The organism is Pseudomonas asgharzadehiana (genome assembly GCF_019139815.1).
Classification (GTDB): Bacteria; Pseudomonadota; Gammaproteobacteria; order Pseudomonadales; family Pseudomonadaceae; genus Aquipseudomonas; species Aquipseudomonas asgharzadehiana.
Map to the genome: position 1 here is coordinate 2964532 of NZ_CP077079.1, position 21034 is coordinate 2985565.

15 protein-coding genes are annotated in these 21034 nt (G+C 61.3%); 11 read left to right on the plus strand and 4 right to left on the minus strand.

All coding sequences use genetic code 11. From position 1 onward, the window contains the following. The first annotated feature begins 231 nt into the window (after positions 1-231). A complete protein-coding gene (locus tag KSS96_RS13440) occupies positions 232-2307 on the plus strand; it encodes a PTS sugar transporter subunit IIC/EAL domain-containing protein (protein ID WP_017527959.1) in 2076 nt (691 codons plus the stop codon). Here KSS96_RS13440 and KSS96_RS13445 read toward each other — a convergent pair. From KSS96_RS13445 to KSS96_RS13455, 3 genes are read right to left on the minus strand one after another with little or no spacing between them, the layout of a single operon-like run. Beyond that, the gene (locus KSS96_RS13445; RefSeq protein ID WP_217856416.1) at positions 2304-3146 is read right to left on the minus strand and encodes a metal-dependent hydrolase; all 843 of its coding nucleotides are present in this window, start codon (positions 3144-3146) and stop codon (positions 2304-2306) included. The two genes, KSS96_RS13440 and KSS96_RS13445, sit on opposite strands and share 4 nt — an antisense overlap. A gap of 15 nt (positions 3147-3161) precedes the next feature. Next, on the minus strand, positions 3162-4052 hold the full coding sequence (locus tag KSS96_RS13450) for an SDR family NAD(P)-dependent oxidoreductase (RefSeq protein ID WP_217856418.1): 891 nt from the start codon (positions 4050-4052) through the stop codon (positions 3162-3164). Continuing rightward, positions 4049-5587 (minus strand): flavin-containing monooxygenase, encoded by a 1539-nt coding sequence (locus KSS96_RS13455; protein ID WP_217856420.1) that lies wholly within the window; start codon positions 5585-5587, stop codon positions 4049-4051. The genes KSS96_RS13450 and KSS96_RS13455 overlap by 4 nt, the downstream gene beginning before the upstream one ends. Before the next feature lie 276 nt (positions 5588-5863). Here KSS96_RS13455 and KSS96_RS13460 point away from each other — a divergent pair, with 276 nt between their 5' ends. From KSS96_RS13460 to KSS96_RS13505, 10 genes are all read left to right on the plus strand, one after another. Beyond that, positions 5864-6853, plus strand: coding sequence for an alpha/beta fold hydrolase (locus tag KSS96_RS13460; protein WP_225913334.1), 990 nt, complete (start codon positions 5864-5866; stop codon positions 6851-6853). Positions 6854-7153: 300 nt separating this feature from the next. Beyond that, positions 7154-8434, plus strand: coding sequence for an alkane 1-monooxygenase (locus KSS96_RS13465; RefSeq protein WP_065878386.1), 1281 nt, complete (start codon positions 7154-7156; stop codon positions 8432-8434). Positions 8435-8545: 111 nt separating this feature from the next. Beyond that, the gene (gene praA / locus KSS96_RS13470; RefSeq protein ID WP_017527953.1) at positions 8546-9040 is read left to right on the plus strand and encodes an alkane oxidation protein activator PraA; all 495 of its coding nucleotides are present in this window, start codon (positions 8546-8548) and stop codon (positions 9038-9040) included. A gap of 133 nt (positions 9041-9173) precedes the next feature. Further along, entirely contained in the window at positions 9174-9701 is a 528-nt protein-coding gene (gene praB / locus KSS96_RS13475; RefSeq protein ID WP_017527952.1) for an alkane oxidation protein activator PraB, read from the plus strand. Between the two features lie 126 nt (positions 9702-9827). Further along, positions 9828-11267 carry an outer membrane protein transport protein gene (locus tag KSS96_RS13480; RefSeq protein WP_017527951.1) on the plus strand — a complete coding sequence of 480 codons (1440 nt, stop codon included), beginning with the start codon at positions 9828-9830 and terminating at the stop codon, positions 11265-11267. A gap of 281 nt (positions 11268-11548) precedes the next feature. Then, on the plus strand, positions 11549-14074 hold the full coding sequence (locus KSS96_RS13485; RefSeq protein WP_065878391.1) for an acyl-CoA dehydrogenase: 2526 nt from the start codon (positions 11549-11551) through the stop codon (positions 14072-14074). A 139-nt stretch (positions 14075-14213) separates the two neighbouring features. Next, the gene (locus tag KSS96_RS13490) at positions 14214-15557 is read left to right on the plus strand and encodes a 3-oxoacyl-ACP reductase (RefSeq protein WP_065878393.1); all 1344 of its coding nucleotides are present in this window, start codon (positions 14214-14216) and stop codon (positions 15555-15557) included. Between the two features lie 4 nt (positions 15558-15561). After that, positions 15562-16452, plus strand: coding sequence for a MaoC/PaaZ C-terminal domain-containing protein (locus KSS96_RS13495; protein WP_017527948.1), 891 nt, complete (start codon positions 15562-15564; stop codon positions 16450-16452). After that, positions 16449-17747, plus strand: coding sequence for an acetyl-CoA C-acetyltransferase (locus KSS96_RS13500; protein WP_217856422.1), 1299 nt, complete (start codon positions 16449-16451; stop codon positions 17745-17747). The genes KSS96_RS13495 and KSS96_RS13500 overlap by 4 nt, the downstream gene beginning before the upstream one ends. Positions 17748-17780: 33 nt before the next feature. Beyond that, positions 17781-19484 (plus strand): AMP-binding protein, encoded by a 1704-nt coding sequence (locus tag KSS96_RS13505; RefSeq protein ID WP_065878398.1) that lies wholly within the window; start codon positions 17781-17783, stop codon positions 19482-19484. A 132-nt stretch (positions 19485-19616) separates the two neighbouring features. On the opposite strand, the gene KSS96_RS13510 is transcribed toward KSS96_RS13505, so the two are convergent. Next, positions 19617-20732, minus strand: coding sequence for a Gfo/Idh/MocA family protein (locus KSS96_RS13510; protein ID WP_065878400.1), 1116 nt, complete (start codon positions 20730-20732; stop codon positions 19617-19619). Between the last annotated feature and the right edge of the window lie 302 nt (positions 20733-21034).

Sequence of the window (21034 nt, forward strand, 5' to 3'; positions counted from 1 at the left end):
TGGATTTACCCAGGCATGTATCGGGCGGTGCGCGAACAATACCAGATAGGCGCTCAGTACCCGAGCGGGGCCCGCGAGGCGCTGCCCGTCGAGGCGGTCACTCATTGCGCAAAAATCACCCGTATACCGGGCAAAAGGCTTTCGCTTCCAGTGCCATGACGTGTAGCGTTAGCCCCGGAGTTTCCGGCCCTGCCTTGCAAGGGCAGTGGGCGATGGGCAGAGGGATGTGTCATGGCGCAAACGCTATTCAAACTTTTCTTTACCCAGCGTCTGGCTGCTTTGGCCGGTACCGAGTCGTTACGCGCGATCCGCGAAGGGCTGTTGTGGATCCTGCCGTGCCTGTTGGTCTCGGCGTTTTTTCTGATCCTGTCCGAATGTGCGCGGGTGTTGGGTGTTGATCGACAGGTCGTGGCTTTTCTTGCGGGGCTGCACAACCAGATCAGCTCGGTGATCCCGCTGCTGGTGGCCGCGTCCATTGGTTATATGCTGGCGATCCAGTATCGCCTGCCGCAGTTGCCGGTGGCGTTCCTGTGCCTGGCCCATGTCGTGGTGGCCACGTATATCCTGCGCGAATACCCGCGTGCTTCGGCGACCTTCGTGCTGTTTATCGCCATCGCTTCGCCGCTGTTGAATGTGCCGGCCATTGCCTGGCTGCACCGCTACCGCTGGACGCGCCTGGTCAATGAGGACCTGGTGGGGCACAACCTTAGAGGTACGATCAATATGGTGGTGCCTGGCGCCATCACCGCGCTGGCGCTGGTGGTGGTGCTGTCCTTGCTCCTGCAGGTGCCCTATGTGGCGCAGTTGCAGGGGCCGCAGGTGCTGGATGCCCTGGAGTCGCCTTACGGCAGTGGTTTGTTTACCACCCTGATGAACTCGCTGTTGTGGTTTTTTGGCATTCACGGCGTGTACGCCCTGCAGCCGTTGTTCGATGTGCTGGACCAGGCAGTGGTGCTCAACGGTGCCGCATTGGCGGCGGGCGAGCCGATCAAGTATGTGCTCAACAGCGGCCTGCTCGGCAGTTTTGCCTTTATCGGCGGCTCGGGCGGCGCGTTGTGCCTGTTGCTGGCGATCCTGCTGTTTTCCAAAAGCCAGTCGATGCGCCTGGTGGCGATAGCGAGCTTGCCGCTGTCGTTGTTCAACGTCAGTGAAGTGTTGCTGTTCGGCTTGCCAATCATCCTCAACCCACGCTTGTTCATCCCTTTTCTGGTGGTGCCCGCCTTGAACGCCATGGTGGCGCTGAGCGTGGTGCAACTGGGGTGGGTGTCCCCGGCGGTGGCCAGTGTGCCGTTCACCGCACCGGTGCTGCTCAATGCCTACCTCAGCACTCATGGCGACCTGGCGGCGGTGGCGTTGCAAGTGACGCTCCTGGGGCTGGGAACCCTGGTATATGCGCCCTACGTGCGGGCGATTCATCGCCAGCCCGCCGAGGGTGGCACGGTGTATCTCAAGTCGCTGGACATGACCTTTCGTGGCCTGGAAGAAAAAGGCCGCTTGCGCGAGCTGGACCCGGTGCTGGCATCCCACAAAGTCCTGGCGCGCCAAGCCAACGAGCTGAGCCGTATCCAACAGATCAGCGACTATGAGTTCTATCTCGAATTCCAGCCGCAAGTCTCGACCCGCACCGGCCTGTGCACCGGTTGCGAAGCGTTGATGCGTGCGCGGGACGCCCAGGGCACCGTGCATTCGCCGTGGGAGTTCCTGCAGTGGCTGGCGCAGGCGCGGTTGATGCCGGATGTGGATGTGTGGGTGGCGTCCCAGGCGGTTCGCCAGTACCAGAAATGGCAAAAGCTGGGCTTTGCCTTGCCGATGACCATCAATATTTCCAGCGCCACCCTGACCGACGCCGGCTACGGCGAACGCCTGGTGGAGATCCTGGCCCAGGCCCACGGGCAGGTGTCGGTGGAAATTACCGAAGATGCGCTGGTCAGTGATATCCAGGCCACGCGCCACACCATCCAGAAGTTGCAGGCCATCGGCGCCAAGGTCTATATCGACGATTTCGGCACCGGTTTTTCGGCCTTGAGTTACCTGCACCAGTTTCCCGTGGATTTCATCAAAATCGATCGCAGTTTCGTGGTGGCCCAGCACGACCCCAAGGGTGCCCAGGTGTTGACCGGCATGCTGCGTTTTTGCGAGGCGCTGAACCTGGGGGTGGTGGTCGAAGGGGTCGAGACCGCCGAGCAGCTGGCCTTCTTGAATACCGGCACCGAGTTGTTTATCCAGGGCTGGTATTTCAGTAAGGCACTGCCGGGCGATCAGGTGGAGGGTTTTGTGCGCGAGCGCGTGGCCCTGGCCGACACCTAGGCTGATTCGTAGCCGCGTCGCGTCTGTTCGATTTCCTCGATCAAGCCCTCGATGCCCTTGAGGCGCGCTCGGTTGTCGTGATCCCAAGGGTGGAAACCCGGTTTGAAGTAGTGCAGCCACGGCCGCAGCATCCGTGGGAAAACCCCCTTGGGGCCATACAGAAACTTCAGCATGCGCCAGAAGCCCTTGAGCAGCCCACCCGCCTTGCGGTCGGCGATCAACAGGCGCAGGTGGAAGTCCAGCACCACCAGCCAGAAGAACACCGTGGTGGTCAGCATTGTGCCGGTGCGCAGCAGGTAGCGCTTGGGGCCGGGCTTGATCACCGTGTTCCACACATCAAACGCTACGGCCTTGTGCTCGGTTTCTTCGAGCGCGTGCCAGTACCACATCTGTTGGTAGCCCTTGAGCGAATCGCCGAAGCGCGTCGGGTCGCTGAGCAGGATCTCGGCAAGCATCGCGGTGTAATGCTCAAGGGCGATGGTGATGGCCAGGTTGAAGGCCGGCGGGCAGTGTTTTTTTTGCAGGTCGAGGATGAATTTCAGGCGCCGGTCGAGGGTGTGTGCCGGCAGGCCGGCGGCCTGCATCAGGTCGTTGTAGGCCACATGTTCGCGGCTGTGCATGGCCTCTTGGCCGATGAAACCCTGGATCTGCTGTTTCAATTCAGGATCATCGATGCGCTGGCGGTAGTGGCGCACGCTGTCCATGAAAAACAGTTCGCCTTGGGGAAACAGCAGCGATAACGCGTTGAAGAAATGCGTGATGAACGGGCCTTGTTCATGCCAGTCCTTGATGCGCTCGGCAGGCAGGGCAAAACGGAGGTCGCGGCGGATGGGCAGCATAGTGCGTGCTCCTGTTCAGAGACGGGTCTCGTCGTTGGTTTCAAACACCGGTCGGCGTTGCTTGGGTGCCATGCGCTTGCTGGCGAACACCACCAGCGCTTGGTAGGCCGCCGGCAGGCAACGGGCGAGCAGGTCGAGGAAATACGCATCGCGGCCGATCAGTACGCGGCGTTTGTTCTTACGCACGCCGTGCAGGATGACCCTGGCGGCCTGATCGGCGTCGGTGATGAAGAGTTTTTCGAAGTCGGCGCGGGCCTGTTGTTCGCTGTGGATCAGGAAACCGGTCATGTTCGCGTCGATGCGGCTGCTGCGGCAGATATCGGTACGGATGCCGCCGGGGTGTACGCAGGTGGCCGATACGCCGCAGCGTTGCAGGTCCAGTTCCTGGCGCAAGGCTTCGGTAAACCCGCGCACGGCGAACTTGCTGGCGTTGTAACCGCTCATGCCGGGTTGGGCAAACAGGCCGAACACGCTGGAGGTGTTGATCACATGGCCGTCGCCGCTGGCCTTCAAGTAAGGCAGGAAGGCCTTGGTGCCATGGACCACGCCCCAGAAGTTGATGCCGATAATCCATTCCAGGTCGGCATAATCCGCGCCTTCCACGGTACTGGACAGCGCCACCCCGGCATTGTTGAACACCAGGTTGACCTGGCCGTGCTCTGCCACGCAGCGCGCGGCCCAGTCCTCCATGGCCTGGCGATCGGACACATCCAGCACTTGGAGGGTGATGATGACTGGCGCCAGGGTCGAGGACTTGATCAGGGCCAGGGTTTGTTCCAGCCCCTGAGCGTTTTTGTCCGCCAGCGCCAGGTGGCAACCTTCCCGCGCCAATGCCAGTGCCAAGGCGCGCCCCATGCCGGATGCCGCGCCGGTGATGGCCGCCACGCGACCGTTGAATGTTTTCATGACAACCTGCCTTCTGCGCTGGGATAGGGCGCCGTGGCAGGGCGCGCGGGTGGGCTGACCGGCAACTGCTCGGTCACATAGTCCTTGAGCGCAAACTGGCGGGTGACCTGCTTGAAGCGCCATGTCGAGCCGGGCCACAGGGTGGTGTTCTTGCCGGTGCGAGGGTCGAGGTACCAACTCTGGCAGCCGCCGGTGTTCCAGATGGTGCGCTTGAGTTTGTCTTGCAGTTGGCGGTTGTAGGCCTGTTCCACGGCAGGTTTGACGTCCACCGTGGCGATGCGCTGACGCTGCATGTGTTTGAGCGCGTCAAGGATGTAGGTCACCTGAGCCTCGATCATCAGGATCATCGAGTTATGCCCCAGGCCGGTGTTGGGCCCGATAATCAGGAACAAATTGGGATAACCCGGCACCGTGGTGCCTTTATAGGCATGGGCACCCTCGCGCCAGGTGTCCATCAGGTCCACGCCGTCACGCCCGATGATGCAATCGCGGGGCAGCGGGTCGCTGGCCTGGAAACCGGTGCCGAAGATCAGGCAGTCGGCCGGGTGCTTGATGCCGTCGGCGGTGATCACGCCATCGGCTTCGATGCGTAATACGTGGTCGGTGATCACCTCGACGTTGCTGCTCGACAACGCCGGGTAGTAGTCATTGGAGATCAGTACGCGTTTGCAGCCGATGGTGTAGTCCGGCGTCAGGGTTTTGCGCAGGGAAGGGCGTGCCACTTGCTTGTACAGGTGGCGCAGGGCGATCTTCTGCACCATTTTCATCAGCCGCGGGTGCAAGGTAAAGCCCACCACGCGACCTTCCAGAGCCCAGTAAAAAGCCCCGCGTACCAGGCGTTGCGTGAAGGGCAAGTGCTTGAACAACCAACGTTCGAGCGGGGCAATGGCGCGGTCGGGCTTGGGCATGATCCACGGCGGGGTGCGCTGGAACAGATCGAGGTGGGCCACCTGCGGCGCAATCTGCGGCACGAATTGAATGGCGCTGGCGCCGGTGCCGATCACCGCCACGCGCTTGCCTTTCAAGGAGTAGTCGTGGTCCCACTGCTGCGAGTGGAAGCGTTTACCCTTGAAGCTGTCGAGCCCCGGAATATCCGGCAACGCCGGGCGCGACAAGCCGCCCATCCCCGACACCAGCACCCGCGCACTCACCTGGCGGCCATCGCTGAAGCTCAATTGCCAGCGTTGCTGCTGCTCATCGAACACCGCCCGTTGCAGGGCCATGCCAAACCGCAGGTAGGGCGCCAGTTCGAAGCGCTTGGCGCACTGCTCAAGGTAGGCGCGGATTTCGGCCTGAGGCGCGAACTGCCGCGTCCAGTCAGGGTTGGGCGCAAACGAAAACGAATACACATGGGACTGCACATCGCAGGCGCAACCGGGGTAGTGGTTGTCCCGCCAGGTGCCGCCGAGGGTGTCGGCCTGCTCGGCGATAAAAAAATCGTTGAAGCCGGCTTCTTTTAACCGGATCGCCATGCACAGGCCGGCAAAGCCCGAGCCGATGATGGCAACGTCGATTGAATCACTGTGGGCATTCATAGGCGGTCCTTGGTGGGCATCGGATGTGCTCCTGTTTTTGTTGTGTCTTTTAGATAGAACACCATTGCAAAGGAAAATTGAATTAATTATTTTAAAAAAGATTTTAAATAATCTACCTGAAAATACCGCCTGCGCCAGGTTCTTGTTTCGAATGTGCGACTTGTCCGACGGACGCGCTCAGCTGGAACGAGATCCGAATCCAGGGCGCGCGCGGTGGCTGCGGTCTCGATCAATTCCGGTCAGGTCGCCAGCGGCAGGGATGCAGAGGACCGAGCTATGGCTGTGGAATGGGTTGCCGCTGCGGCGGGTGCAAGTGCGGTGTTGTGGGCGTTGAGTGCCTGGATGACACGGCGCATTGAAGCGGCCGTTCCAAGCGACGGGCGCTACGTGGAGGTCGATGGCGAGCGCTTTCATTATGTTGAAGAGGGCAAGGGCCCGCCGCTGGTGATGATCCATGGGTTGATGGGCAGCAGTCGCAACCTGACCTATGCCTTGTCCGGCCAGTTGCGTGAGCATTTTCGGGTGATCACTCTCGACCGTCCGGGCTCGGGTTATTCAACTCGCCATAAAGGCACGGCGGCAGACCTGCCGGCCCAGGCACGGCAGGTGGCGGCGTTTATCGACAGGTTGGGCCTGGATAAACCGCTGGTGCTAGGGCATTCACTCGGTGGCGCGATTTCCCTGGCGCTGGCCCTTGACCATCGCGAGTCGGTGTCGGGCCTGGTGCTGGTGGCGCCGCTGACCCATCCCCAACCGACCTTGCCACCGGTGTTCTGGTCGCTGGCGGTGCGCCCGGCCTGGCTGCGGCGCTGGGTGGCCCACACCCTCACGGTGCCCATCGGGCTGTTGACCCGAGGCGCGGTGGTCAAGGGCGTATTCGCGCCCGACCCGGCCCCTGCTGATTTCGCCACTCGCGGCGGCGGGCTGCTGGGCATGCGCCCAGGCAACTTTTACGCAGCCTCCAGCGAAATCGCCCTGGTCAACGATCACCTGCCGGACATGGTCAAGCGCTATGCGCAACTGAGCTTGCCCATCGGCCTGATCTATGGCGCACGCGACAAGGTATTGGACTTTCGCAAGCACGGGCAGGCGCTCGCCGATAAGGTGCCGGGCCTCAAGCTGCAGCTGGTGGAAGGGCGCGGCCATATGTTGCCGATCACCGCCACGGCGCGTGTGGTCGAGACGGTGCTGCAGGTGGCCAAACGCGCGAAGCCGCCGCAAAACGCCAAGCTGCTGCACGCGCCTTTTGCGTTGGTGAACAAATAATCTCGGCCTTCATGGCGGGTTGTACGGTCCGAAATGCTTGCCCTAGAGACCTGACCAAAGCGCTGAAAAAGAGACTGGTCGGTCATCGTAAAAAGGCCTTGAAAAAGTAGTTGACGACCTAACGATTCCGCGTTATTTATTTAAAAAAATATTTCAATATTTATTTTGAAATGATTTTTGCAGTGCCTAAGAGCGAATAAAAATGAAAAAAACGTCTTTTATCGCATGGTTGATTTCCCGGAGTACCCAGTACTCCCTGAACCTGTTTTTCCTGCCTGTTGCCAGCGTGCGGAGGCTGCCATGAACCAGACTCTGGCAGCGCCAAGCGTATGGGCCGATGGCAAGCGCCATCTGTGGTGGCTGGGTATCATGCCTCTGGCCACGCCATTACTCTCCGGGGCCCTGGCCATCTCCACCGGTATCCAGCAGCTGTGGTGGGTCGGCGTATTGGTGATCTTCGGCCTCATCCCGCTGATCGACGGCCTGCTCGGTGAAGACGTGAGCAACCCGCCCGAATCCGCCGTCAGCCACCTTGAATCCCAACGTTACTACCGCTGGATCGTCTACACCGGCGTGCTGTTGGTGATCAGTTCGGTGATCATCACCGGTTGGCTGGCCGCCGGCGGCATAGAGTGGATCATGCAGGGTGGCCTGGTGCAGGCTACCGCCAGCCTCGACCCGTCCAGTTGGCTCTCCCACGTGGCGAGCTACATTACCGCCCGCACCCAGCTACATGGCACGCCCAGTGGGTTTACCTACCTGGGCATGGCCATGTCGACCGGTGCGGCCACCGGTATTGCCATCAACACCGCCCATGAGCTGGGGCACAAGCCCAACGCACTGGAAGTGTTCCTGGCCAAGGTCACGCTGGCGCCGACGTTCTATGGGCACTTCTACACCGAACATAACCGCGGTCATCACGTGCGTGTTGCCACCCCGGAAGACCCTGCCAGCTCGCGCCTTGGCGAAAGTTTCTGGGCATTCCTGCCGCGTTCGGTGTGGTTCAGCGCCCACTCGGCGTGGAACCTGGAGCGCGAACGCCTGCGCAAACTCGGCCTGCCGGCCTGGCACTGGAAGAACGGTGTGCTCAGTGCCTGGATGTACAGCGTAGTGCTGTGGGGCGCGATGATTGCCTGGCTGGGGGCGGCGGTGATTCCGTTTTTGCTTATCCAGGGCATCTACGGGTTCTCGCTGTTGGAAGTGGTGAACTACGTCGAACACTACGGCCTTAAACGCCAGAAGTTGCCCAATGGTCGTTACGAGCGTTGTTCGCCTCGGCATTCCTGGAACAGTAACCGGATTGTCACCAATATCTTTCTGTTCCAATTGCAACGGCACTCCGACCACCATGCCAACCCGACCCGTAGTTACCAGTCGTTGCGCCACTTCGATGAATCGCCGCAACTTCCGTACGGTTACGCGAGCATGATTGTCTGGGCTTATGTGCCGTACTTGTGGCGCAGGCGCATGGACCATCGGGTGCTTAATCATTACGCCGGGGATATCAGGTTGACCAATCTTCAGCCGTCCCAGCGTTTGAAGTATCTGGAGAAATACAGCGGCAACGCCAAGCCGTTCTAAACACGTTGCACGTTATATGTGTACTCGGGGCTTAATCGCCGCGCGGGTAGTTATCGCCCCGAGAAAGTGGTTTGACCCGAACAACAATAATTAAAGGGAAGGACGTACACCATGCAAGCACCTGCCAAGTTCACCGCCCATGTGCTGTTGGCCGCACTGGGCCTTATTGCCTATCACCAGGCCCAGGCCGCACGCATCGAACCGGCCGGCAGCGCCTTCACGGCCCAGGGCCCCATCAGTTTTTCAAAGGGCAAGCTGATCAGCGCCGATTGCACCATCAAGGTGGCCGGCAACGTTGCGGCTGATGGCTCCTCGGTCAATGTCGACAAAGTCGAGTTCGACGGCGGCCTCAAGTGCAGCCGGGTCGAGGCCATCAACTTACCGTGGGTACTGGTTGCCAAAGACACAAAAAGCGGCTCGATGTCGAAGATCAGCGTGGATGTGCACGCCTTCGGCCTGGGGGGCAAATGCGGTCCTTCGACCGCCGAGGGTACGTGGGATAACGCCACCGGCAAGTTGGAAGCCAGCAATGTCCCGATCGGCGAAGACTGCAAGATCAAGACGGTGTCGATCAAGATGCCACCGAACTTCAAAGTTGTTGAATAACGCGCTTCAGGTGTACAGCGCTCATTGAATTGAAATTTGGCTGGAAAGGGAAGTTCTGCAGTTTCAACGTGACCTCTCGTTCATGGCCATTACCCCCTGGCGAATGACTCGCCATTACATGTGAGGAACAACAATGAAAAGTTTGAAAACTCTCGTGTCGTTGACTGCTTTGACTGTTTGCATGGGTGCGGCTTCCATGGCGAACGCCGTCAGTATCGCTCCCGTCAGCAGTAATTTCTCCGCCTCCGGATCGCTAACGGTGAAGTCGCCATCCTCTTTTCAACTGCCCATCACGTGTGACGTGAAGTTTGATGGTTCTGTGAATACGGTGGGGGTTGCGAGTATCACCAATGTCACCGTCTCCGGCTCTAACAGCTTGTGCAAACTGCCTAAGATCACCGGTGTGCCGTGGACACTGACTGCCACCAGCCTGAGTGGTACTGCGGGCGCCGGGAATGTGACCAACGTTGGCTACACCATTCCGGCCTCTGTGTTGTACCCCGCTTCTAACTGCGGTCCATCGACCGTCACGGTGGCCTACAACAATAGCACTGGCGCGCTGACCAGCAGCCCGACCAGTCAGCCGCTGGGTTCGTCCTGCACTCTGCAAAGTCTGAGTGTCACTGTGACCACCACGCCGCTGCTGCAGATCGTTCCTTAAGCGTTCTACCGCGCTCGTTGGGCTGATCACCCACGTAAAGACAGGTGCCTCGCAAGAGGCACCTGTTGAGACAAGCCATCGGGGTCGACCTGTTGGTGCTGCATAAAAACAACAAAGGAGTGGAGCATGAATAATAAAAAACCACAGGCGCAAACCTTCCTGGGGCTGGCATTGCTCGGTGGGTTGATGGTTGCTGCCGGCTCTGCCCAGGCGGGGGCATACATGACGCCTACTACCAACGCCGCCGGTTGGGGCCGTGCCTTTGGCGGGGGGTCGTTGTTTAAAAACGACCCGTCAGCGGCCTATAACAATCCGGCAGCAATGGCATTTATCGACAAGAACATCTCTCAGTTCACGCTCAACTACGCAAATATCGACATCAAGTACAAGGGCAGCGCGTACGACTATTCGGGGCGACCCACTTCGTCCACGGTCTTGGATCCTGACTTTAACGCGATCTATAACACACGCACGGGAGACGGCGGACAGGCGGGTTTTGAGGCATGGGTGCCTACCGGCTTCATGGTCATGCCTATTAACGATCGCTTGGCCTTCGGCCTCAGCCAAGTGGTGCCGATGGGGGCGAGGACAAGCTATGACAGTGACTGGAAAGGCAGGGACTTCGCGGTCGATACCAAGATCGAAACGGTCGGAGTGACCGGTTCGCTGTCGTTTAAAGTGACAGACGAATTTTCCATTGGGGGCGGTGCAATTCTTCAGCATACGTCCGGCTTTGTAAGCCAGAACGTCGATTTGTTTGCCGCAGCGGCACAATCCGCAGACTTCGGTTTTACCCCCTTCGCAGCGGGTCAAGGCTTCTCGTTGATGCGTGTCAAAGTCGACAATACATCCTTGGGCTGGTTCGCCGGGATTGCCTGGAAGCCGACGGCTCAAGACACCCTGGGCCTGAACTACCACGCGAAAATAAAGAACAAGTTAGAGGGTAAATACAACATCTACGCCGACGAACAATCTCGGTTACTGATGACCACGCCTGTGGTCGACGGAAAAACCCTCGTAGAGATGGCTTACCCGGGCCTTCATCTTTACCCCGATGGCGCGAATGCTTCCACGCAACTGGATATTCCGGCCAACGCATCCTTCGATTGGGTGCACCAAATCAATGATCGCTGGGGTATCGGCTTTAGTGCCACCTGGACAGACTGGTCAACGTTCAAGGCGCTGACCCTTAAATCCGAGGGAAGCACCATTGTGTCGATACCTTATCGCTACAAAGATGCCTGGCAGTTCTCGTACGGTACTGACTACAAACTGACCGATGACTTCACAGTGCGTGGCGGTGTTTCTTTCGACCAGACGCCTACGCCGGACTCCACCCGTGATCCGCGTATTCCTGATGGCGACCGCACCTTCGTGTCCCTTGGCTTTGGTTACAAAGTCAGCGCAATTCCAGGCTTGAGTGTCGACGGCGCTTATTCCCACCAGTTTGTGGAGACCGTCAAGTTGAGGACCAAAAACGTCGATCGCCTTGGTGGCGCCAGCCTGGACGGCAAGTCAGAGGCGCGTGGTGATGTGGTTAGCGTATCGGCCACTTACGAGTTTTGATCCGGCGACATCCGTGAGACGCCAACAGTTAGCGCATCTCGCTGTTGGCGTGCATCTGGGTGAAGCATCGACGGGTTGCCCACGCGACCCGTTTCGATTTTCTTGTTCAATCAACCTATTGAGCTGACCCGATCAGCCGCTGTTTTTTCGTCCACGTATTAAATAAAAATTTCAAAACAAAATTTGAATTTGCTTTCTCAAGTTTGTAGTGTGGTTTTACGCCGCAGCTCATCCGACCTGCCGCACTTAAGCCATACCCTGAATCAAGTAGAGGTATCCCCATGGTTATCTGGTTATTGGTGGGTTTCGCGGCTGCGATTGCCCTGGCGTATCGACAAGCTGCCGCGACCTTGTGGTTGGGCGCTGGCGTAATCTGGCTGGCGCTGGGTTACGTGTTTAACGTGGTGGCAGGTGTTGGTGCTGGCGTCGCGGCATTGCTGGTGATCGCGCCCGCGTTGCTGATGACAATCAAACCCCTGCGCCGCGCCTTGTTAACCAGCAAGGCCCTGGGCCTGTTTCGTACGATCATGCCGGCAATGTCCGACACTGAGCGTGCGGCTATCGAGTCCGGCACCGTGTGGTGGGACGCCGAGTTATTCAGCGGCAAACCCGACTGGCAGCGCTTGCTGCACGCCGCGCCGGCTAAGCTCAGCGCCGAGGAGCAAGCCTTCCTCGACAACGAAGTGGAAACCCTGTGCGACATCGCCAACGATTGGGAAACCACGCAGATTTGGCAGGACATGTCTCCTGAGTGCTGGCAGTACACCAAGGACGCGGGCTTCCTGGGCATGATCATTCCCAAGCAATACGGGGGCAAAGGCTTCTCTCACTATGCGCACTCGCAGGTGGTGATGAAGCTGTCGACCCGCTGCTCGGCGGCGGCGATTTCGGTGATGGTCCCCAACTCCCTGGGCCCGGCCGAGCTGCTGTTGCACTACGGCACCGACGCCCAGCGCAATTACTACCTGCCGCGCCTGGCCCGTGGCGAAGACATCCCCTGCTTTGCCCTGACCAGCCCATATGCCGGTTCGGACGCCGGGGCGATTCCCGATTTGGGCATCGTGTGTAAAGGCACCCACGAGGGTGAGCAAGTACTGGGTTTCCGTGTGACCTGGGACAAGCGCTACATCACCCTCGGCCCCATTGCTACCGTGCTTGGCCTGGCATTTCGCGCCGAAGACCCGGACGGTTTGCTCGGCGCGCCGGGCTCCCTCGGTATTACCTGCGCCCTGATCCCGACCTCCCACCCCGGCGTGAACAGCGGCCGTCGCCACTGGCCACTCAACGCGGTGTTCCAGAACGGCCCGACCACCGGCAAGGACGTGTTTATCCCGCTGGAATGGGTGATCGGCGGCCGCGAACAGGTCGGCAATGGCTGGCGCATGCTGATGGAGTGCCTGGCCGCCGGTCGCGCGATTTCCTTGCCGTCGGCCAACGTCGGCCTGGGCAAGGTCGCCGTGCGCGGTACCACGGCCTATGCGGCGATGCGTAAACAGTTCGGCCTGCCCATCGGCAAGTTCGAAGGCGTACAAGCGCCACTGGCGCGCATGGCCGGGCATCTGTATGCCTGCGATGCGGTGCGCAAGGTCTCGGTGGCATCCCTGGATGCCGGTGAAAAACCGTCGGTGATTTCGGCCATCGCCAAGTACCACGTCACCGAGCGCGCGCGGATCATCGTCAATGACGGCATGGACATCGTCGCCGGCAAAGGCATCTGCATGGGGCCCAACAACTTCCTGGCCCGGGCCTACCAGCAAAGCCCCATCGCCATTACGGTGGAAGGCGCGAATATCATGACGCGCTGCCTGATCATCTTTGGCCAGGGCCTGATTCGCTGCCATCCGTATGTGTTCCGCGAGATGGAAGCGGCGCGCAACCTCGACCGGCGCAAGGCGCTGGAGGATTTCGACAGCGCGATGTTCGGCCATGTGAGCTTCGTACTGGCCAACACCGTGCGCGCGGCGGTACATGCGCTGACCGGCGGGCGGCTGATTTCCGCCCCGGCCAAGACCGACCCGGCGCTGGCGTCCTACTACCGCCAGGCCAATCGGCTGTCGGTGGTGCTGGCGTTGATCTCGGATATTTCCATGGGCGTGCTGGGCGGTGCGCTCAAGCGCAAGGAAAGCATCACCGGGCGCCTGGGCGACATGCTGTCGCAGCTGTACATCCTGTCCTGCGTGCTCAAGCGCTTTGAGGATGATGGCCGACCCCAGGCCGACCTGCCGCTGGTGCATTGGTCGGCGCAGGATGCCTTGCTGCGCGCCCACGAAGCCCTCGCCGAAGTGCTCGAGAACTACCCCTCCAACATTGCCGCCGGCGTGGTGCGCGGTCTGACATTCCCGTTCGGCATCCCGTTGCGCAAACCCTCGGATCGGTTGCTGGCGCAGGTGGCCGATGTGGTGCAGACACCGGGCGAAACCCGCGACCGGTTGCTGGCCGATTCCTACATCCCACGCCCGGAAATCGACAAATTGGCTTACGGCGAGCTGGGCTTGCGTTTGTTGCCGCAAGTCGAGCTGATCGACGCCCGGCTCAAGCCCGCCATCAAGCAGGGCCTGATCGAACCGTTGCCGATCTCCACCACGGCGTTTACCGCCTGGCGCGTCAAGGCGCGGGCGCTGGACCTGATCAGTGATGACGAGGAAGCGTTACTGGCGCGCTACGTGGAATACGCCGACCACGCGATCCAGGTGGACGACTTTGCGCAGGACTTCGGGTTGCTGGAAGCCTTGCAGCAACGCAAACAAGCGCTCGAACCGGCGGCCAAGCGGCGTACCAGCCAGGGCGAAAACGCCTCGGTAAATTAGATCGGTAACGCGGCCAGTGTGGGAGGGGGCTTGCTCCCGATGGCGGTGCTTCAGCCAACTGATGGGTAGCTGACCCACCGCCATCGGGAGCAAGCCCCCTCCCACATTTGACTGGGTTTACAAGGCAGGATTTGTGTTTATGAGTGACAACTACCTTTCATTCGTCAATTCCCCCTGGGGCCATCGCCTGGCCCAGGCTATCGGCTTGCCGCAACCCTTGCCGTTGCAGCGCTATCGCAGCGGCCAGCCAGCCTTGGCCAACCCGGTGATCATCGCCGGGGCAGGGCGCCTGGTTGATCAGGTGCAGCGTGTCTTCAGCGCCACCGACACAGTGGCCGCCACCCCGGCGACGCTGCAGGCGCCGTCCACGGTCAAGGTGCAGGGCGCCGTGTTTGATGCCACGGGCATCCGCGACGTGCAACAGCTGGACGAGCTCTATGGGTTCTTTCACGCCAACGCCAAACGCCTCGGCCAGCACGCCCGCGTGGTGGTACTCGGCACCGCGCCGGAACACTGCCAGGACCTGGCCCAGGCCATCGCCCAACGCGCCCTTGAAGGCTTGGTGCGCTCGCTGGCCAAGGAACTGCGCCGGGCGATCACCGTGCAGTTGCTTTATGTAGCGCCAGGTAGCGAAGACGCGTTGCAGAGCAGCCTGCGTTTCTTCCTGTCGCGCCGCTCGGCCTACGTGTCGGGGCAAGTGGTGCGCGTGGATAAAACCGTGGACGACCACTACGCCGTCAACTGGGACGCCCCCTTCGCGGGTCGGCGTGCGTTGGTCACCGGTGCGTCCCGTGGCATCGGCCTGGCCATCGCCCAGGTATTGGCGCGCGACGGTGCCCATGTGGTGTGTGTGGATGTGCCCCAGGCCCAGGACGCCCTGCAACAGGCTGCCGCCAGCGTCGGCGGTTCGGCGCTGCCGCTGGATATCACCGCAGCGGATGCCGCTGAACGGTTGCTGGCCCATGTCAGCCAATACGGTGCGTTCGATGTGGTGGTGCACAACGCTGGCATCACCCGCGACAAGACCATCGCCAAAATGCCCGAAGCGGCCTGGCGCAGTGTGCTGGCGGTCAACCTGGAGGCGCCATTGCAACTGAGCCATGCACTGCTGCAAAACCAGGGCGTGAACCCCGGCGGGCGCATCGTGTGCGTGTCGTCGATTTCCGCTATTGCCGGCAACCTCGGGCAAAGCAATTACGCCACCTCCAAGGCCGGTGTGATCGGCCTGGTGCAGGGCCTGGCGCCGCGCGCAGCGGTGCAACAGGTCACGGTCAACGCCGTGGCGCCGGGGTTTATCGAGACCCAGATGACCGCGAAGATCCCGCTGATGATCCGCGAAGCGGGGCGGCGCATGAACTCGATGAGCCAGGGCGGCCAGCCGATCGATGTGGCCGAAACCATCGCCTGGCTCGCGCACCCGGCCTCGGGCGGGGTCAATGGCCAGGTGGTGCGGGTGTGCGGCCAAAGCCTGTTGGGAGCCTGACCTCATGGACTACGTAACGCAGATTATTGACCCGCCACCCTCACGCACGCGCCTGCTGCTGGACGGCGCGCGCGCGCTGCGCAAGCCCAAGCCCGACGGCATGCCGGCGCTGCCCAAGGAGCGCCTGGTGCGCCCGGCGGTGGAGCTGCACGCGGCCGACATCGCCGCCTATGGGCGTGCCTGCGGTTTCCGGCCCGAGCAGGGCGTGCCGCTGTCGTATCCGCATGTGCTGGCGTTCGCGCTGCACCTGATGTTGCTCACGCGCCCGAGCTTTCCGTACCCGGCCAGCGGCATGGTGCACCTGGCCAACCGTATTCGTCAGCACCAGCGCTTGCAGGCGGGCCAGGTGCTGCGCCTGGAGGTGTATTGCGCACGCTGGGTCGCCCATCCCAAGGGCCAGGCGTTAAGCATTGCCACCCGGGCCTATGGCGCGGGCGCCCTGGTGTGGGAGAGCGACAGCCTGTACCTGCGCCGCGACGTCAAAGACCCCATCGGCGAGCCCTGGGACGATGGGTTGGCGTTGCAGGAAGACGGCCTGCTACGCACCCAGCGTTGGGTGTTGCCGGCCGATCTGGGCCGGCGTTTTGCCCACGTCTGCGGGGATTTCAACCCGATTCACACTTCAGTGATCGGCGCGAAGATCTTTGGCTTTCGCCGTGCCATCGCCCACGGCATGTGGACCCTGGGCCGCGCCCTTGCCGCCCAGCAACCGCCGGGTGGGCTGGACCAGGCCGAGGCCCATTGCGACTTCAAGCTGCCGATCTTCCTGCCCGGCCAGGTCGCCCTGTGGAACCACCCCGCGAGCGGCCCGCGCCGTGAGTTCGAGGTGCGTAATTTTGCTGGCGACAAACCCCATATGCGTGGGCTGTTCATTTGGAAAGAGAGCGTTAAATGAGTGACTACAGCTTCAATCCGACCGCGACCCGCCGCGTGGCGATTATCGGCGGCAACCGCATCCCCTTTGCGCGCTCCAATACCGTCTATGCCCACGACAGCAACCAGGATCTGCTGGTGGCCGCGCTGCAAGGCCTGGTGGATCGCTACAACCTGCACGGCCAGCGCCTGGGTGAGTTTGCCGCCGGCGCGGTGATCAAGCATTCACGGGACTTCAACCTGGCACGCGAATCGCTGCTGTCGACCACGCTGTCGCCTGATACCCCGGCCTACGATGTGCAACAGGCCTGTGGCACCGGCCTTGAAGCGGCGTTGCTGGTGGCGAATAAAATCGCCCTGGGCCAGATCGACGTGGGCATCGCCGGGGGCGCCGACACCACCTCGGATGCGCCGATCGGCATCAACGAATCCCTGCGCCACACCTTGCTCGCGGCCAATCGCGCCAAGGGCATGGGCGACAAATTGAAGGCGTTGCTCAAGGTGCGTCCGTCGATGTTGTTCAAGCCACTGTTACCGCGCAACGGTGAGCCGCGCACCGGCTTGTCCATGGGCGAGCACTGCGAAGCCATGGCCCAGCGCTGGCAGATCAAGCGCCTGGCTCAGGATGAACTGACCCTCACCAGCCATCAGCGCCTGGACGCCGCCTACAAACGCGGGTTTTTCGACGACTTGATCAGCCCCCATCGTGGCCTGGCTCGCGACAACAACCTGCGCGCCGATGCCAGCCTGGAAAAACTCGCCGGGTTGGCACCCGCCTACGACCGGCAGAACGGCACCCTGACGGCGGGCAATTCCACGCCGCTCACCGACGGCGCCTCGGTGGTGCTGCTGGCCAGTGAGGAATGGGCGGCCGCCAATGGTTGGCCGGTGCTGGCCTACCTGCGTACCGGCGAGACGGCGGCGGTGAATTTCGTCGATGGCAGCGAAGGCCTGCTGATGGCCCCGGCCTACGCCGTGCCGCGCATGCTCAAGCGCGAGGGCCTGAGCTTTGCCGACTTTGATTTCTTCGAGATACATGAGGCCTTCGCCGCCCAGGTGCTGTGTACCCTCAAGGCCTGGGAAGACGCCGATTACTGCCGCGAGCGCCTGGGCCTGGATGCACCGCTGGGCAGCATTGACCGCGCCAAAATGAACGTCAACGGTGGCTCGCTCGGCTGCGGCCATCCGTTCGCCGCCACCGGTGGCCGGCAATTGGCGGCGCTGGCCAAGATCATCCATGAAAACGGTGGGGGGCGCGGGTTGATCTCGATCTGCGCGGCGGGCGGGCTGGGCATTACCGCCATCGTCGAAAAATAGCGCCAACCCAAAAACAACAACAAGGAGACTGCCATGAACGCTATCAGCCTGGAACACACCGAACGGGTCTGGTTGAACGCTTACCTGCCCGGCGTCCCGGCAGACATCGATGCGGCTATCGAGGATTACCCCTCGTTGCGCGAAGTGTTCCTGGAACACCTGGAGAAATTCCGCGAGCGCGTGGCCTACGTCAGTATCGGCACCGAAATGACCTACGCCGATTGGCAGGTCCATGGCATCGCGTTCGCTGCCTGGCTGCAGGGCCAGGGCGTCAAGCCGGGTGACCGCGTGGCGCTGATGATGCCCAACTGCCTGCAATACCCGATCTGCCTGTTGGGCACGATCCTGGCCGGCGCGGTGGTGGTTAACGTCAACCCGCTGTACACCGCCCATGAGCTCAAGCACCTGCTCAAGGACAGCGGCGCCGAAACCGTCGTGATCTTCGAAAACTTCGCCCATACCCTGGGAAAAGTCATCGTCGGCAGCAGCGTCAAGCGCGTGGTGGTGGCGGCCATCGGCGATTTGCTCGGCGCCTTCAAGGGCGCGGCGATGAACTTCATCCTGCGCCGGGTGCAAAAGCAGGTGCCGGCGTTCAATCTGCCGGGTTCAGTGCGCTTCAACCACACCTTGAAGCAGGGGCGGGCGCTCAATCACCTGCCGGTGAGCCTGGCTCTTGATGACCTGGCCTTCCTGCAGTACACCGGCGGCACCACGGGCGACGCCAAGGGCGTGATGCTCAGCCACCGCAATATCATCGCCAACCTGCTGCAAGCCAAGGCCTGGGTCGGCGATCAACTGGACCAGGGCAAGCAGGAAACCAACGTCACTTTGCTGCCGCTGTACCACATCTTTTCGCTGACAGTGAATTGCCTGATGTTCATGTGCCTGGGCGGGCGCAACATCCTGATCGCCAACCCCCGGGACGTGAAACGGGTGCAGATGATCCTGCGCAAGGAGCGCTTCAACGGCATTGCCGGGGTCAATACCTTGTTCAACGGTTTGCTTGAGAACAAAGCGTTCTGTGCGCGGGATTTTTCCGACCTGCGCATGGTGATCGCCGGCGGCATGGCCACCCACACAGCGGTGGCCAAGCGCTGGAAGGAGGTCACCGGGCTGCCGATCATCGAAGGCTATGGCCTCACTGAGTGCTCGCCGGTGGTGAGCATCAGCCCTATCGATATCTCACGCATGCGCGAGATGGACTTCACCGGCAGCATCGGCGTGCCGCTGCCGTCGACCTGGGTGCGGTTTATGCGTGAAGACGGCGAGCTGGCCGACATTGGCGAGCAGGGCGAACTGCAAGTGCGCGGCCCGCAGGTGATGCAAGGCTACTGGCAACGCCCGGAGGCCACCGCCGAAGTGTTGGATGCCGAGGGGTGGTTGTCGACCGGCGACATTGGCGTGATGGACGCGCGTGGGTACATCCGCCTGGTGGACCGCAAGAAAGACATGATCCTGGTCTCGGGCTTCAACGTGTACCCCAATGAAATCGAAGACGTGGTGGCGTTGCACCCCGGTGTAGGCGAAGTGGCGGCGATTGGGGTGGAGGATGGCGTGACGGGGGAGAAGGTGAAGATCATCGTGGTGCGCAAAGACCCGAACCTGACCCAGGAGCAGATCCTCGCCCACTGCCGGGAATACCTCACCGGCTACAAGGTGCCCAAGTATGTGGAGTTTCGCACCACAGAATTGCCCAAGACCACCGTGGGCAAAGTACTGCGCCGAGCCTTGCGCTGATGTAACCGCATGCAGGTGATCCAAATGTGGGAGGGGGCTTGCTCCCGATGGCAGTGGGTCAGCAACAGATTCATCAACTGACACTCCCCCATCGGGAGCAAGCCCCCTCTCACAGGGGGTTTGCGCTGTGTTTCAGACCGAGTTCACCTTGACCCAGCGTTCTTCCTGGGCCGCCACGCGAATGGCCGTCGCCAGCCGCTCCACTTCCCATGCCGCCTCAAAGTCAGTGCCATCCGCGCCTTGGCCCGCCAGCGCCATGATCAGTTCCTGCACCTCCAGTGTCTTGAGTTCGTTGTAGCCCAACTGATGCCCCGCCGCTGGGCTGAACGCGGCGTAACCGGGCAGGGCGGGGCCGGCCAGCACGCGCTGGAAACCGTCCTGGCCGAGACGGTACAGGCGCAGTTCATTCAAGCATTCCTGATCGAAGGCCAACGTGCCTTTGGTCCCGCTGATCTCAAAACTCAGGTGGTTTTTGTAGCCGTGCTTGAGCCAACTGCTGCTCACGGTGCCGCGCGCGCCGTTGGCGAAACGCAGCAGCGCATGCACTTGGTCGTCCACGGCAATGGCCTTGAGGTCGTGGCTGCCTTTTGTGGCCGGGCGCTGGGCGTGCACGGTGTGGGTATCGGCGCACACGCTGACCACGTCGCCCACCAGATAACGCGCCATCGACAGCAAGTGGCTGCCCAGGTCCGCCAACGCACCGCCGGCGTGCGCCACTTCACAGCGCCATGACCAGGGTGAGGCCGGGTCGGCCATAAAGTCTTCGCTGAACTCGCCCTGGAAGCTGATGATGTCGCCCAGCTCGCCATCGGCAATCAGCTGCCGCGCCAACGTGATCATGGGGTTGTGCTGGTAGTTGTAACCCACCCGTGTCACCACGCCGGCGGCGGTCGCGGCGCGGCGCATGGCGTCGGCCTGTTCGAGGCTCACGGCCAGGGGTTTTTCGCAATACACCGCTTTGCCGGCAGCTATCGCGGCCATGGCCATGGGGTAGTGCAGGTGATTGGGCGTGGTGATGGCCACCACATCGACCTTGGGGTCGTCGATCAGCGCTTGCCAGTCGCCATGGGCCCGGGCAAAGCCCCAGGCGGTGGCGCAGCGTTGGGCGCGTTCGGTGTCGGCATCGGCAAGCGCGGCCAGTTTGAGGTGTACCGGCAGTTCAAAGACCGCCCGCGCGTTGTTGAATGCCAAGGCATGGGCTCGGCCCATGAAGCCTGTGCCGATCAAGCCGATTCCGAGTTCACGCATTGCCGTGGTCCTTTGGATTATTGTTTTCAGAGCGTGCATTAATGGAATAAAAATTCCCTGAATTCAATAGATGGAATAAAAATTCATTCCCCCGCCGACAATCAGCCTGGCGAATGCAGCTATATTCACCACATGGCCAAAAGCCGCCAGTTAACAAAAGATAACGTAGCGCTGATTGTCAGACGATTCCAAAGCCCGATAGGATGGCCCCTGCTTCGTTCAGGCGCTCTAGATTGCAGGTTTCAGCGCCCGGCAAGGCAAGCAAAGACAAGACCTAACAATAATAAATGGGAGAAAGGTCT

Bases quoted from the DNA above. Each gene is read 5' to 3' on its own strand.
- KSS96_RS13440 (WP_017527959.1), top strand. From the start codon at position 232: ATGGCGCAAACGCTATTCAAACTTTTCTTTACCCAGCGTCTGGCTGCT.
- KSS96_RS13445 (WP_217856416.1), bottom strand. From the start codon at position 3,146: ATGCTGCCCATCCGCCGCGACCTCCGTTTTGCCCTGCCTGCCGAGCGC.
- KSS96_RS13450 (WP_217856418.1), bottom strand. From the start codon at position 4,052: ATGAAAACATTCAACGGTCGCGTGGCGGCCATCACCGGCGCGGCATCC.
- KSS96_RS13455 (WP_217856420.1), bottom strand. From the start codon at position 5,587: ATGAATGCCCACAGTGATTCAATCGACGTTGCCATCATCGGCTCGGGC.
- KSS96_RS13460 (WP_225913334.1), top strand. From the start codon at position 5,864: ATGGCTGTGGAATGGGTTGCCGCTGCGGCGGGTGCAAGTGCGGTGTTG.
- KSS96_RS13465 (WP_065878386.1), top strand. From the start codon at position 7,154: ATGAACCAGACTCTGGCAGCGCCAAGCGTATGGGCCGATGGCAAGCGC.
- praA (WP_017527953.1), top strand. From the start codon at position 8,546: ATGCAAGCACCTGCCAAGTTCACCGCCCATGTGCTGTTGGCCGCACTG.
- praB (WP_017527952.1), top strand. From the start codon at position 9,174: ATGAAAAGTTTGAAAACTCTCGTGTCGTTGACTGCTTTGACTGTTTGC.
- KSS96_RS13480 (WP_017527951.1), top strand. From the start codon at position 9,828: ATGAATAATAAAAAACCACAGGCGCAAACCTTCCTGGGGCTGGCATTG.
- KSS96_RS13485 (WP_065878391.1), top strand. From the start codon at position 11,549: ATGGTTATCTGGTTATTGGTGGGTTTCGCGGCTGCGATTGCCCTGGCG.
- KSS96_RS13490 (WP_065878393.1), top strand. From the start codon at position 14,214: ATGAGTGACAACTACCTTTCATTCGTCAATTCCCCCTGGGGCCATCGC.
- KSS96_RS13495 (WP_017527948.1), top strand. From the start codon at position 15,562: ATGGACTACGTAACGCAGATTATTGACCCGCCACCCTCACGCACGCGC.
- KSS96_RS13500 (WP_217856422.1), top strand. From the start codon at position 16,449: ATGAGTGACTACAGCTTCAATCCGACCGCGACCCGCCGCGTGGCGATT.
- KSS96_RS13505 (WP_065878398.1), top strand. From the start codon at position 17,781: ATGAACGCTATCAGCCTGGAACACACCGAACGGGTCTGGTTGAACGCT.
- KSS96_RS13510 (WP_065878400.1), bottom strand. From the start codon at position 20,732: ATGCGTGAACTCGGAATCGGCTTGATCGGCACAGGCTTCATGGGCCGA.